This window comes from Polaromonas sp. YR568 (genome assembly GCF_943369415.1).
GTDB lineage: Bacteria > Pseudomonadota > Gammaproteobacteria > Burkholderiales > Burkholderiaceae_C > Polaromonas.
Window position 1 is genome coordinate 1 of sequence record NZ_CALRNF020000001.1, and the last position, 13,835, is coordinate 13,835.

Genomic DNA, 13,835 nt, shown 5'->3' on the forward strand with positions numbered 1-13,835 from the left:
CGGCGACCTCGCCGTCCGGGTCGGCCACCACGGTGGGCGTTCCGCTGTCGGCCTGCTGGCGGATGCGGATGTCCAGCGGCAGCGCGCCCAGGTAGTCCATCTTGTAGTCTTCGGCCATTTTTTTGCCCCCGCCCTCGCCGAAGATGTGCTCGGCATGGCCGCAGTTGCTGCAGATGTGCACCGCCATGTTTTCGACAATGCCCAGGATGGGCACGCCGACCTTCTCGAACATCTTGATGCCCTTCTTGGCGTCCAGCAGCGCGATGTCCTGCGGCGTGGTGACGATGACGGCGCCCGTCATGGGCACGCGCTGCGACAGCGTGAGCTGGATGTCGCCGGTGCCGGGCGGCATGTCGACGATCAGGTAGTCCAGGTCTTTCCAGTTGGTCTGGCGCAGCAACTGCTCCAGCGCCTGGGTGGCCATGGGGCCGCGCCAGATCATGGCTTCGTCCTGCGCGACCAGGAAACCGATGGACATCACCTGGATACCGTGGTTCTGCAGGGGCTCCATGTTCTTGCCGTCCAGGCTCTCGGGCCGGCCTTCAATGCCCATCATCATGGGCTGGCTGGGGCCGTAGATGTCGGCATCGAGCAGGCCCACGGTGGCACCTTCGGCCGCCAGGGCCAGCGCCAGGTTGGCGGCGGTGGTGCTTTTTCCGACGCCGCCCTTGCCGGACGCGACCGCGATGATGTTCTTGACGTTGGGCAGCAGTTGCACGCCGCGCTGCACGCTGTGGCTGGCAATCTTGACCGCGAGGTTGACCGAGACGTTGTCCACGCCCGGCACGGCCTTGACGGCGGCGACCAGGCTTTTGCGCAGGCCGGCGAACTGGCTTTTGGCCGGGTAGCCGAGCTCGACGTCAAAGGCCACGTCGCCGCCGTTGACCTGCAGGTTCTTCAATGCCTTGGTGCTGACGAAATCCTTGCCGGTGTTGGGGTCCAGTACGGTCTGCGCGGCATCGAGGATGGCCTGTGGGTCCAGTGGCATGGGGGAACTCTCCGTTGATTCTGTCGGGGGTGGGTCGGCTTGAAGTCTAACGCCGTGGCGGCGCCCATGGGGTCTTGGGGGCTTGCTGGGGCGCCTTCCCGCCCGAGAGACTTAAAATCGCGGGTTAGCCCTCATTAAGCCAACAAAGATCCTTCTATGTCCCAGCGCCGCCTGTTCGTCACCACCGCCCTGCCCTATGCCAACGGCAATTTCCATATCGGCCACATCATGGAATACATCCAGGCGGACATCTGGGTGCGTTTCCAGCGCATGCAGGGCCACGCGGTGAACTTCGTGGGCGCCGACGACGCCCACGGCGCGCCCATCATGATCGCCGCGGAAAAGGCCGGCAAGACGCCGCAGCAGTTCGTGGCCGACATCGCCGCGGGCCGCAAGCCCTACCTGGACGGCTTTCACATCAGTTTCGACAACTGGCATTCCACCGACGGCCCGGAAAACCACCAGCTGGCGCAGCAGATCTACCTGGACCTCAAAAAGGCCGGCCTGATCGCCACCAAGACCATCGAACAGTTCTTCGACGCCGAGAAGAACATGTTCCTGCCCGACCGCTTCATCAAGGGCGAGTGCCCCAACTGCCATGCCAAGGACCAGTACGGCGACAACTGCGAAGTCTGCGGCGCGGTGTATGCGCCCACCGACCTGATCAACCCCTACTCGGCACTGTCGGGCGCCAAGCCGGTGCTCAAAAGCTCGGAGCATTTTTTCTTCACGCTGTCCGACCCGCGCTGCGTGGAGTTCCTCGAAAAGTGGACGCAGGACGGCAAGCTGCAGCCCGAGGTGGCCAACAAGGTCAAGGAATGGTTCTCGGTGCGCGAGAACGCCGACGGCACCAAAAGCGAAGGCCTGGGCGACTGGGACATCAGCCGCGACGCGCCCTACTTCGGCATTGAAATCCCGGATGCGCCGGGCAAGTATTTTTATGTCTGGCTGGACGCGCCCGTCGGCTACCTGGCCTCACTCAAAAACCTGCTCGAAAAGCGCGGCGAAAACTACGACGCCTACATGGCCACGCCCGGCCTGGAGCAGTACCACTTCATCGGGAAAGACATCGTCACCTTCCACACGCTGTTCTGGCCGGCCATGCTGCACTTCAGCGGCCGCAAGACGCCGGACAACGTGTTCGTGCACGGCTTCCTCACCGTGAACAACGGCGAGAAGATGAGCAAGAGCCGCGGCACCGGCCTGGACCCGCTCAAGTACCTGAGCCTGGGCATGAACCCCGAATGGCTGCGCTATTACCTGGCCGCCAAGCTCAATGCGCGCAATGAGGACATCGACTTCAACGCCGACGACTTCATGGCGCGCGTCAACAGCGACCTGGTGGGCAAGTACATCAACATCGCCAGCCGCGCCGCGGGCTTCGTCAGCAAGCGTTTTGCCGGCCAGCTCGGCGAGGTGTCGGCCGACGGCGCCGCGCTGCTGGACGCGCTGCGCACCGCGAAGGACGTGATTGCGCCGCTCTACGAAAGCCGCGAGTTCGCCAAGGCCCTGCGCGAAACCATGCTGCTGACGGACCGCGTCAACGCCTATGTGGACCAGAACAAACCCTGGGAGCTGGCCAAGCAGGACGGCATGGACGCGCGCCTGCAGGACGTCTGCACGGTCTGCATCGAAGCCTTCCGCCTGCTCACGATTTACCTCAAACCCGTGCTGCCCGCGCTGGCCGCGCAGGTCGAAGCTTTCCTGAAAGTGGAGCCGCTGAATTTTTCAGACGCGGGCGCCATGCTGGGCAAGGGCCATGTGATCGGCGACTACAAGCACCTGATGCAACGTGTGGACGTCAAGCAGCTCGATGCGCTGTTCGAACCACCGGCTTCGGCCGAACCTGCACCGGCTGCACCCACGGACCTGCCGGGCGGTGAGGCACTGGCGCCCGCCATCACGATTGACGACTTCGCCAAGGTCGACCTGCGCATCGCAAAGATCGTCAACTGCGAAGCGGTGGAAGGCTCGACCAAGCTGCTGCGCCTGACGCTGGATGCCGGCGAAGGCCGCATGCGCAATGTGTTCAGCGGCATCGCCTCGGCCTACAAGCCCGAGGACCTGGTCGGCAAGCTCACGGTGCTGGTCGCCAACCTGGCGCCGCGCAAGATGAAGTTCGGCATCAGCGAAGGCATGGTGCTGGCCGCCAGCCACGGTGATGAAAAAGCCCAGCCGGGCATTTACGTGCTGGAACCGCTGCCCGGCGCCACGCCGGGCATGCGCATCCACTAAGAACCGTCAAGCCTGGGTCGGCGGCACGCTCCGCGTCTCGGCCGCATTCACAAAGCGCAGCGCGGTGCCGGACCGGCCCGCCAGTTCGCCGAGCACGGTGCCCAGCGACTGCAGCAGCAGCGTGGCCTCGTTGACCTGGAAAGGCGCCTCGGCCACTGCGATCTTGAGCTGCAGCACCGTGTTGGGCGGCAGCGCCGGGCTTTCGGACAAGCCGCGCGCGATCAGGCGCTGGCCGATGTCGGTGAGCTGGTCGCGCGTAAGGTGGCCCTGCAGGATCAGCACAAAATCGCCGTCGCGGTGCCGGGCCACGCTGTCACCCTCCTGCGCAATCGCCGTGATGCAGGCGCCGGCCTGGACCACCGCGCTTTGCGCCGTTTCCATGCCGTAGTCCTGGCGGATGTCGATCGCATTGCTGAGCCGCACGCGCACCACGGCGCCGGCACCGGGGTCGCGCTGCTGGCGCACCAGCAGGCTGTCCAGGCGCTGCAGCAGCACCCGGTGGTTGCCGACACCGGTCAGCGGGTCCGTGCGCGTCAACGCGTCCATGCGCGCCTGGTTGTCGCGTTTTTCGCGGCTGCGCAAATACAGCGCCAGCAGCAGCAGCGGGATTTCCAGCGCCGCGCCGACCTGCGCGCCGTACTGCGTGGCGGCGCTCAAAGCCATCAGGCCCTGGGTGCGCAGCAGCGGGAAGATGGAGCCCACCGTGAGGCAGACCATGGCGGCCAGCACCCAGATGCCGACGCGCGGCCGGCGCCAGGCGTACCACGCCGCCACCGCGAGGTAGGTGGCCATGCTTCCGAGGTAGTAAGGCGTGGCCATGGCGAAAACCCGGCCGCGGCCCACCACGACAAAAGTCAGCGCGATGCCCGCGCCCATCAGCGACAGGACCAGCAGGGAGCGCGACAGCCACGGCACGTCGCGGTCGACCACGAGCTGGCGCAAGAAGATGTGCAGCATGGCCGCCGTCGCCAGCGTCAGCGCCACCGGCGCGCGGTCGTTCCACCAGGCGCTGCCGGGCCAGAACAATTCCCCGCCAAGGCCCGTCAGCGCGAGTTGACCCAGGGCCACCACCAGCACGTAAGCCGCGAAAAAGAGATGGATGGAATCGCGCCAGGACAGCGCGTGGATGCCGCTGAGCAGCACGACCAGCAGTATGAAACCGATGTAGACGCCCAGCAGCAGATGCCACTGCTTGTCCTTGTCGTGAAAGCTGTCGGGCCCGGACAGCATCCAGTGCACGCTGATGGGGTAGTTGTTGACCACCCGCAGGTAGGTTGGCTGGCTTTCGCCGGGCATCAGCAGCAGCTCGAAGGCCGGTGTGAGGTTGCGCAGCGGCCACTCGGCCACGGGAATCAGGTCGCCTGAGCGCTCCAGCAGCCATTGGCTGCTGCCGTCGGCCTGCGGGGCGGGGCTGTAAAGGTCCACGCTGTCCATGGCGGCATGCGGCACGCTGAGCATGAGCGGCGTGGGCGCCTTGACGGCCGGCAACGCCAGGCGGTACCAGAGCGCGCTGCCGCCCCCGGTGGGCATGATCTGGTCGGGCCTGGACGGCCGGCCCTCGCCCGACCCGAACCGGCTGCGGACTTCCTCAAAACTCCAGGCGCCCGAGCGGTCTACCAGTACCTCGCCCTGGCCCACCACGCCGCGCCCGGGCCGGAAATCCTCCTGCGCCGCAGCGGGAGAGGGCTCTTCCGTCTGCAGGCCCGGGACTTGCTGCGCCCACACGCCGGCGTGGGCCAGCAGCAGTGCCGCCAGCCAGGCGGCAAGGCGTGACGACCAACGCGACAGCTTCAACCGGTGCGGCGCCAAAAACTTGGCAGAACGTAAAAAAGCAGGCAAACACTTCTCCAGGAAAAGCATGCTGAACCGACACCAGCCAACAACGCGCGAAGGGAACCACGGGGAGTATCGAACGGGTCAGGATTTAAAAAGTAAGCATTTCTACCTAATTCTTCTCTTTTACTCTATCGAATCTTTCGCTATCCGCAAATGGAAAAAGTCCCGCAAAAGACGCCTCAAAGCCGGGCGCGGCGCGCCACAATCAAAGCCCATGCACCTGCCCACTTACCTCGCGCCCTTCCGCCCCCGCCTGTTTGCGGCGATGGCCGGCTACACGCGCGAAAGGTTCCTGAAGGACGCCGGCGCGGGCATCACGGTGGGTATTGTGGCCTTGCCGCTGGCCATGGCCTTCGCCATCGCCTCGGGCCTCAAGCCCGAAGCCGGCATCTGGACCGCCATCATCGCCGGCGCGCTGATCTCGGCGCTGGGCGGCTCGGCGGTGCAGATAGGCGGGCCGGCCGGCGCCTTCATCGTCATCGTCTACGGCATCCTGGAACGCTACGGCCTGGCCAACCTGCTGATCGCCACCGCCTGCGCCGGCGTGCTGCTGTTCCTGCTGGGGTTTTTCAGGCTGGGCACGCTGGTGCGCTATGTGCCGGTCAGCATCGTGGTGGGTTTTACCAACGGCATCGCGGTGCTGATCGTGCTGTCGCAGGTCAAGGACCTGCTGGGCCTGGTCGTGCCCAAGATGCCCGCCGATTTTTTTTCGCAGATCAAGGTCCTGGGCGACCACCTGGACAGCTTCAACCCTTATGCGCTGGGCCTGGGACTGGCCTGCCTGCTGGGCCTGTTTGTCTGGCCGCGGCTCTTTAACCTGCAGGCGCGCGGCGCCAACGGCTTTACCGCGCGGCTGATGAAGCTGGTTCAGGCGGTCGAGGGCGTGCAGCTCAAGCGCGCCACGCGCACGGCCTCGCGCATGCCCGGCCCCATCGTGGCGCTGGTGACGCTGACCGCGTTCTCCTATGTCCTGACCCTGCCGGTCGACACCATAGGCACGCGTTTCGGCGGCATCCCGCGCGCCCTGCCCTCGTTCGCGCTGCCCGATTTTTCATGGGAAACCGTGCGCCTGCTGGTGGCGCCCACCATCACCATCGCCTTGCTGGGCGCGGTGGAGTCGCTGCTGTGCGCGCGTGTGGCCGACCAGGTTTCCGGCCTGCCGCGCCACGACCCCAACCAGGAACTGATGGCCCAGGGCGTGGCCAACTTCGTCGTGCCCTTTTTCGGCGGCATGCCGGCCACCGGCACCATCGCCCGTACCGTCACCAATGTGCGATCCGGCGCCACCTCGCCGGTCTCGGGCCTGGTGCATGCGCTTACGCTGGTCCTCATCGTGCTGGCGGCGGCGCCGCTGGCGGTGCACGTGCCGCTGGCCGTGCTCTCGGGCATCTTGCTGTACGTGGCCTGGAACATGGGCGAGTGGCGCGCGTTCGCCCGCCTGCGCCAGGCCAGCAGCCACTACCGGCTCATCATGCTGGGCACGTTTTTGCTGACGGTGGTGTTCGACCTCACGGTGGCGCTGCAGGTCGGGCTGATCCTGGCCTGCGTGCTGTTCGTGCGGCGCATGAGCAGCCTGTTCCGGGTGGTGGAGGTCTCGCGCGACGCGGACTCGGCGAGCTTCCAGCTCTACGGCTCGCTGTTCTTCGGCGCCGTGGCCAAGCTCGACCCCATCCTGAGCGTGGTGGAAAGCGCGCCCAAGGGCCTGGTCGTTCGGCTGGACGTGCAGTCGCTGCAGTCGCTGGACACCTCGGGGCTGGACGTGCTGGAGCAGTTGCACAAGGCCGTTGTGCTGCGCGGCGGCCGGCTGGTAATGGCCGGGCTCAACGCCCAGCCGCGCGCGGTGATGGAGCGCACGGGTTTCCTGGCGAAGATCGAAACGGTCTAGCGTGTACCGCCGGAGGGGCTGATGCTTTCCTCGTCGACCGATGCCGTGCCCTTGACCTTCAGGTCGGCGTCAAACACCACCGTGAAGATGCGCGCCGTACTGGGCGGGTTCAGGTAGCGCCAGTCGTAATGGGTTTCCTGCTTGAGCGCGTAGGGCGTGATCTTCATCGGCTTGCCCAGCATCTTGCGGACCTGCTCCATGCGCATGCCGGGCAGCACTTTCTCGAAGTTCTGCGGCGTCAGCACCTGCCTGAGCGCGCTCATCCTGCCGTCCGCCCCTATCGTGATCATGTAATTGACCTGGCCCTGCGGCTGGCGGTTGTATTCAAAGGTGCGGGCGCCCGGCGCCGCTGTAACGCCCGGCAAGGGGGTGTCGGCCATGTCGGCCGCGTCCCAGATTTTTTCGGGCTCGCCGAAACGGGCGCGCACGTCGGCCTCGGTGGACACACCCTCTTCAAGTTCGGCGATGCGCTGCGGGTCGCAGCCCACCAGGCCCAGGACAAATGAGAGCAAACCCATAGAGGCAAGCAACCTTCCCGAAACAGCGGAGAAAACACCCTTTGGGGCTGATGCGAAGGGCACAAATAAGGACGGCATGGCGGACCCCGGTAAAATCAGCCCACTATACGTTTCAGGCAGTTTAGACCCATGTCCCTCCTCAACTTCTTCCGCCGCTCCGACTACACCTCCGATACGACGCAGTTCATCGACCAGCTCAAGGCCAAAAAGCCCACGCTGGAGGCCGAGCAGCGCGCCGGGCGCGCCCTGTTGTGGGACAAAAACCTGAGCCGCGCCGAGCAGGCCGAATACGGCGAGGCACGCGTGCCCCAGCAGCCCTACGTCTACGGCACCACCAGCCATCCCAACGGCAAATAAACGCCAAACAGCCCCTGACACCCAGCAGCCGCTGTTTTCATGTCCCAGCCCCATTTCCCTCCCGCCCCCCAGGAACTGCCCCCGGCCGCCGGCCAGGCGCAGCCTGACGCGGCGGGTGCGGCCATGCCCGCGGTGATCGACCAGGTCGCGCTGGCGCGGCTGTACGGCGAGCCGCTGTTCGCCATGCCGCACGACCTGTACATCCCGCCGGATGCGTTGCAGGTCTTTCTTGAGGCCTTTGAGGGCCCGCTGGACTTGCTGCTTTACCTGATCCGCAAGCAGAACTTCAACATCCTCGACATCCCGATGGCGGCGGTCACGCGCCAGTACCTGACCTACGTCGACGAGATTCGCGCCACCAACCTGGAGCTGGCGGCCGAATACCTGCTGATGGCGGCCATGCTGATCGAGATCAAGTCGCGCATGCTGCTGCCGCCCAAGAAGGTGGCCGAGGGCCAGGAGCCCGAAGACCCGCGCGCCGAGCTGGTGCGCCGCCTGCTCGAATACGAGCAGATCAAGCTGGCTGCCCACAAGCTCAACGAAGTTCCGCAATTCGGCCGCGACTTCCTGCGCGCCCAGGTCTATGTAGAGCAGTCGCTGCAACCGCGCTTTCCCGACGTCAACGTGGTCGACCTGCAGGACGCCTGGCGCGACATCGTCAAGCGCGCCCGCCTGATCCAGCACCACGTCATCAGCCGCGAAGAACTCTCGGTGCGCGAGCACATGAGCATCGTGCTGCGCAAGCTGCAGGGCCGCAAGTTCCTGGAGTTCGAAGACCTGTTCGACGCCGCGCGCGGCATGCCGGTGCTGGTGGTGACCTTCATCGCGCTGCTGGAGCTCTCCAAGGAAGGCCTGCTGGAAGTCACGCAGGCCGAGGCTTTCGCGCCGATTTACGTGCGCCTGGCTTACACGCCCGCCTAGATTGCCCCCACGCTCGCTCACTGCCCTTTCATCACGTAAAGGGGCCGTTGCGCCTGCGGTCTGGCATAGCCAGTCCCGCGGCCCCGGCTGAAAATGACGCGACGCTGACCTCTGCCCGTGCGGCACACCACAGTCGCGACTCCTGAACGCCTGCGTCAGCGCGGCGTCCTACATCTCTTTACCCTTTTTACGCCGATGCTCATAGCAGGACTCAAGGCCTGTCGGATATGAAGCGAACGCACCCGATTTCACCTTTGATTTCGGGGCCCGCACGCATGAAGGGGTCTCTAGCACCCCGCTACCCGCAGCCGCATCCATGCGGCCGGGAGCAACGTCGTTCATGCCGAAAGGGCTCTTGTGAATCTCAAATTACTCCCGCTGGCGCTGCTGGCCGTGAGCCAACACCTTCTCGCCCAGCCCCTGCCCAACGCGGGCAGCCAGCTGCAGCAACTCCCCACGGTCCCGGCTCCGCAGCCCGCGGCCCCAGGCATCAGCGTTGAGCGCAGCAAGCCGCCGCCGGTCCGCGTGACCGAAGATGCAAAAATCCTGATCAACAGCCTGCGCATCACCGGTGCCCGGGTGTACAGCGAAGCCGAGCTGCTTGCCCTGACCGGTTTCACGCCGGGCAGCGAACTGACCCTGGCGGAATTGCGCGGCATGGCGGCAAGGATCACCGCGCACTATGCAAGAAACGGCTACTTCGTGGCCCAGGCTTACCTTCCGGCGCAGGACGTCACGGACAAGGCCATCACCATCGCCGTGCGGGAGGGTGAGTACGGCCAGATCGTCGTGCGCAACGAGACAAATCTCTCCAGCGCCATCCCCGACAACCTTCTTTCGGGCCTGAACAGCGGCGACGCCATTACTGCGGCGCCGCTGGAGAGCCGGCTGCTTCTGCTGTCGGACCTGCCTGGCGTGAAAGTCCATTCCACGCTGGTTCCCGGCGCCACGGCCGGCACCTCGGACCTGCTGGTCGACGTCACCCCGGGCGCGCGCGTCAACGGCAGCGTCGATGCCGACAACGCCGGCAACCGCTACACCGGCGAATACCGCCTCGGGGCCACGGTGAACCTCAACAATCCGCTGGGGCTGGGCGACGTCGCCAGCGTGCGTGTGGTGACTTCCGGCTCGGGCTTGAACTACGCCATCGCGTCCTACCAGCTGCAGGTCGGCAAAGGCCGTGCCGGCGTTGCCTACAGCAAGCTGCATTACGCGCTGGGCGAAGAGTTTGCCCCCCTGCGAGCCAACGGCACGGCGGAGATTGCCAGCGTATTCGGCAGCTACCCGCTGATCCGTTCACGCGACACCAATCTCTACATTCGCCTGGGTTACGACGCCAAAACCTTCCAGGACAGGGTGGACGCCATCCCTTCCGTCACGGACAAAAAGGCCGACGTATTGACCACCAGCCTGTACGGCAACCACCGCGACAACCTGGGCGGCGGCGGCATGAGCGCCTATTCCCTGTCCTGGTCGGCGGGCCGGCTCAACATACAGACGCCCGCGGCACTCGCCGTGGACGCCGCCAGCGCGCGCAGCAACGGCTCCTACGGCAAGCTCGGCTTCACCGTGATGCGGCTGCAGCGCGTGACCGACTCCGTGTCTCTCTACGGAGCGCTCAGCGGGCAGCTGGCCTCGAAAAATCTCGACTCCTCGGAAAAGATGGAACTCGGTGGCATGAACGGTGTGCGCGCCTATCCCCAAGGCGAGGCGCCCGCCGACCAGGGCTACCTGGCAACGCTGGAAGCCCGGCTGCTGTTGCCCAAATTTCCGGAGAACCTGCCGGGGCAGATGCACCTGATCGGTTTTGTCGATTACGGCAGCGTGACCATCAACAAAAACCCCTGGGCGGCGGGACAGAACCACAGAACCCTGAGCGCCGCCGGCATAGGCCTCACCTGGAGCGAAACCGACAACTTCCTGGTCAGGGCTTACTACGCCCGCCCCCTCGGAAACGAGACAGCCACTTCCGCGCCCGACAAATCAGGCCGGTTCTGGATACAGGCGGTGAAATATTTCTGATGCGACGGCCGGCACCGCGTGCCGCACAAGTATTGCAATCCACAAGGACACACCCATGAACCGCATTGACCCCTCCCCTGAAACCGAAACAACATCCGCCTTCAGAAACAAGTCGCATTTTGCGCTGAAGACCCTGACGGTTTCCCTGCTGCTGGCCTTTGGCTCCTCCGTCCATGCCCTGCCCCAAGGCGGCGTGGTGGCGGCCGGCAGCGCCAGCATCTCCGGCGGCGCGGCCAGCACGACCATCACGCAGACAAGCCAGAACGCCGTGATCAACTGGCAAAGCTTCGGCATCGCGGCCGGCCAGAGCGTGCAGTTCGTCCAGCCCGGCGCCAGCGCCGTGGCGCTGAACCGCGTGCTGGGCGCGGACCCTTCCAGCATCATGGGAAGCCTGTCGTCGAACGGCAAGGTATTCCTGCTCAACCCCAACGGCATCCTGTTCGGCGGCGGCGCATCGGTCAACGTCGGCGGGCTGGTGGCGTCGACCTTGAGCATCAGCGACGCCAACTTCATGGCCGGGCAATACACCTTGAGCAACCCGGGCGACGGCGCGATCCTCAACCAGGGAACGATCAACGCCGCGGACGGCGGCTATGTCGCCCTGCTGGGCCGCAACGTCAGCAACCAGGGTGTCATTTCGGCCAGGCTGGGCACCGTGGTCCTGGCCGCGGGCAATGCCATGACGCTGGACGTGGCGGGCGACGGCCTGCTCAACATATCTGTGGCACAGGGCAGCGTCAACGCGCTGATTCAGAACGGCGGCATGATCAGCGCCGCCGGCGGCAGCGTACTGCTGACGGCCCAGGGCGCGGGCAACCTGTTGCAGACCGTTGTGAACAACACCGGCGTGATCCAGGCGCAAACCATCGCCAGCCGCAACGGCAGGATCATGCTGCTGGGCGACATGCAAACCGGCACCATGAACGTCGGCGGCACGCTCGACGCCAGCGCACCCAACGGCGGCAACGGCGGATTCATCGAGACCTCGGCCGCGCACGTCAACGTGCTGGACGGTGCGCGCATCACCACCGCAGCGGCGTCGGGACTGACGGGCAACTGGCTCATCGACCCGCAGGACTTCATCATCGGCCCCGGCGGCAACATCTCCGGCGCCACACTTTCCGCGCAGCTTGTGACCAACAACATCACCATCGTCACGGCGCCCGGCCCCGGCAACGGCGACATCTTCGTCAACGACGCGGTGAGCTGGACAGCCAGCGGAACCCCCACCAGCCTGACCCTGAACGCCGCGCGCGACGTGAATATCAACGCCTCCGTGACGGCGGTGGACGGGAATTTCGGGGTGTGCTGCGGCCGCGACATCAACGTGAATGCGCCCATCAGCGCAACCCGTGGCAGCCTGCTGCTCAGCGCGGGGCGCAACCTGAACCAGAACGCGACCATCACGGTCACCGACGGCAACCTCTCCATGTGCGCGGCCAACGATGTCAACATCAACAGCGCCATCACGCTGACCCGGGGAAACCTGGACCCCACGCGCAGCCTGGGCTTGCCGCTGGGCCTGACGATACGCGCCGATACGGACGGGACCGGGCCGGGCGCGCTGGGCGGCACGGTGGTTTTCAGCCCCCTGGCGCCCTCCGTGACCGTGACAGGCCCGAACGCGCCCGCCAGTATTTTTTACAACCCCGTTTCTTACACGGCGCCCACGGACTATTCCGGCAAATTCGTCCTGACCGGAGGCGCCACACTGACGCAGCGCATGCTGGTGTTCCCCGAGGTGAGCAAGTCCTATGACGGCAGCAATACCGCCGTCCTCACGGGCCTGAAGGGCAACCCCGCCGGCGTCACGCTGGTCGCCGACCCGGGCAGCACGGCGACCTTCGACACTATAGACCCGGGCACGGGCAAGACCGTCACCTTCACCGGCTATCGGCTGGCCGGCCCCAACGCCGACCAATATGCGCTGGCCTCCACCTGCTGCGGACCCATCGCGGGGAAAACCACCGGGGACATCACCCCGAACGCGCTGTCGGCGCTGGCCGCCCTGACGGCTGCGAATGCGGCAAATCCCGCGAACGGCAGGAACTTTTCATCCTTCGGCCTGGCACCGCTCGCGAGTTTCGCGTTCTATTCGCAGGACTTCCTGCCGGCAGTTTACGCAGCGTCTGAGGGCGAACTCTTCATGCCGGGTGAGCAGGTCGCGGTGGCCGAGCCCGCTGCAATGCCGCAGCCAATCTACGTGGCACCCCGCTATTTGCCCAGGCAGCCGCGTAACTGAACGGACAGGATTGCAGTGACTTTTCAATCCTCCACGAACAATCCGCCCGCCCCGTACAGGGCGGCGACCGTCAAAGCCCTGGGCCTTGCCATGCTGCTGGCTGGTTTTGCCTTGCAAGCGGCGGCGGCAACGCAGGGCGCAGATCCGGCAGCGGCGAGCCCCTCACCGGCTGCCGCATCCGGAACCGCGGGAAACGCCAACCCTGCCGCGCAGGCCGACCACCCCCGCCATGCAGACTTCGGCCGCGAAAGCGCCTCCAGGGAGGCCGCGCAGGTCGCCCATTGGGTGGTCGCGTCCGCGGACAATCAAGGCATGCCTTTCCTCATCATTGACAAGGTGAACGCCAAGGTTTTTGTCTTTGATGCGCGGGGACATTTAAGCGGCGCCGCGCCCGCCCTGCTGGGCCTTGCGCGCGGCGACGACTCCACACCCGGCATCGGCGAGCGCAAGCTGTCCACCATTCGCCCCGAGGAGCGCACTACCCCCGCCGGGCGCTTCGTGGCATCGCTGGGCCAGGACCTTCACGGCGCGGAGATGCTGTGGATCGACTACGACACGGCCATATCCCTTCACCGTGTATTAAACGTGGCAGGTGAACGGCGGGCACAACGCATTGAAAGCGCCACCCCCTCGGACAACCGCATTTCCTACGGGTGCATCAATGTGCCCGTGAAGTTCTACGACAAGGTGGTCAGCCCGGCCTTCACCGGAACCAGCGGCATCGTTTACATCCTGCCGGAAACCCGCCCGGCACGCGAAGTCTTCAAATCCTTTGACGTGGACGAACAGGCACCGGCGCAAGGCGCTGGTTAGGCCGGGCCCTGCCCGCAA

Annotated in this window: 10 protein-coding genes; 7 read left to right on the forward strand and 3 right to left on the reverse strand. The window is 65.6% G+C overall.

The features are described 5' to 3' along the window. Positions 1-988: iron-sulfur cluster carrier protein ApbC (gene apbC, locus ACLV74_RS00005; RefSeq protein WP_411877309.1), on the reverse strand; the 988-nt coding region annotated here is incomplete at its 3' end. 156 nt (positions 989-1,144) lie between these two features. Here apbC and metG point away from each other — a divergent pair. Continuing rightward, entirely contained in the window at positions 1,145-3,223 is a 2,079-nt protein-coding gene (gene metG / locus ACLV74_RS00010) for a methionine--tRNA ligase (protein WP_411877310.1), read from the forward strand. A gap of 6 nt (positions 3,224-3,229) precedes the next feature. Here the strand turns inward: metG and ACLV74_RS00015 are convergent, their stop codons facing one another. Continuing rightward, a complete protein-coding gene (locus ACLV74_RS00015) occupies positions 3,230-5,017 on the reverse strand; it encodes a 7TM diverse intracellular signaling domain-containing protein (RefSeq protein WP_411877311.1) in 1,788 nt (595 codons plus the stop codon). Positions 5,018-5,273: 256 nt separating this feature from the next. Here ACLV74_RS00015 and ACLV74_RS00020 point away from each other — a divergent pair, with 256 nt between their 5' ends. Beyond that, complete coding sequence (locus ACLV74_RS00020) at positions 5,274-6,944, forward strand: SulP family inorganic anion transporter (RefSeq protein WP_411877312.1); 1,671 nt, start codon at positions 5,274-5,276, stop codon at positions 6,942-6,944. On the opposite strand, the gene bamE is transcribed toward ACLV74_RS00020, so the two are convergent. Further along, positions 6,941-7,462, reverse strand: a complete 522-nt coding sequence (bamE, locus tag ACLV74_RS00025) for an outer membrane protein assembly factor BamE (RefSeq protein ID WP_411877313.1) — start codon at positions 7,460-7,462, stop codon at positions 6,941-6,943. The two genes, ACLV74_RS00020 and bamE, sit on opposite strands and share 4 nt — an antisense overlap. Positions 7,463-7,591: 129 nt before the next feature. Here bamE and ACLV74_RS00030 point away from each other — a divergent pair, with 129 nt between their 5' ends. From ACLV74_RS00030 to ACLV74_RS00050, 5 genes are all read left to right on the forward strand, one after another. Next, positions 7,592-7,819: a DUF3460 family protein gene (locus ACLV74_RS00030; RefSeq protein WP_411877314.1), complete on the forward strand. Its 228-nt coding sequence runs from the start codon at positions 7,592-7,594 to the stop codon at positions 7,817-7,819. A gap of 39 nt (positions 7,820-7,858) precedes the next feature. Next, positions 7,859-8,740 carry a segregation and condensation protein A gene (locus ACLV74_RS00035; protein WP_411877315.1) on the forward strand — a complete coding sequence of 294 codons (882 nt, stop codon included), beginning with the start codon at positions 7,859-7,861 and terminating at the stop codon, positions 8,738-8,740. Between the two features lie 357 nt (positions 8,741-9,097). Continuing rightward, positions 9,098-10,762, forward strand: a complete 1,665-nt coding sequence (locus tag ACLV74_RS00040) for a ShlB/FhaC/HecB family hemolysin secretion/activation protein (RefSeq protein ID WP_411877316.1) — start codon at positions 9,098-9,100, stop codon at positions 10,760-10,762. A gap of 55 nt (positions 10,763-10,817) precedes the next feature. Beyond that, positions 10,818-13,004 carry a filamentous hemagglutinin N-terminal domain-containing protein gene (locus tag ACLV74_RS00045; protein WP_411877317.1) on the forward strand — a complete coding sequence of 729 codons (2,187 nt, stop codon included), beginning with the start codon at positions 10,818-10,820 and terminating at the stop codon, positions 13,002-13,004. A gap of 15 nt (positions 13,005-13,019) precedes the next feature. After that, positions 13,020-13,817, forward strand: a complete 798-nt coding sequence (locus ACLV74_RS00050) for a hypothetical protein (protein ID WP_411877318.1) — start codon at positions 13,020-13,022, stop codon at positions 13,815-13,817. Positions 13,818-13,835: the final 18 nt, after the last annotated feature.

Bases quoted from the DNA above. Each gene is read 5' to 3' on its own strand.
- metG (WP_411877310.1), top strand. From the start codon at position 1,145: ATGTCCCAGCGCCGCCTGTTCGTCACCACCGCCCTGCCCTATGCCAAC.
- ACLV74_RS00020 (WP_411877312.1), top strand. From the start codon at position 5,274: ATGCACCTGCCCACTTACCTCGCGCCCTTCCGCCCCCGCCTGTTTGCG.
- bamE (WP_411877313.1), bottom strand. From the start codon at position 7,462: ATGGGTTTGCTCTCATTTGTCCTGGGCCTGGTGGGCTGCGACCCGCAG.
- ACLV74_RS00030 (WP_411877314.1), top strand. From the start codon at position 7,592: ATGTCCCTCCTCAACTTCTTCCGCCGCTCCGACTACACCTCCGATACG.
- ACLV74_RS00035 (WP_411877315.1), top strand. From the start codon at position 7,859: ATGTCCCAGCCCCATTTCCCTCCCGCCCCCCAGGAACTGCCCCCGGCC.
- ACLV74_RS00045 (WP_411877317.1), top strand. From the start codon at position 10,818: ATGAACCGCATTGACCCCTCCCCTGAAACCGAAACAACATCCGCCTTC.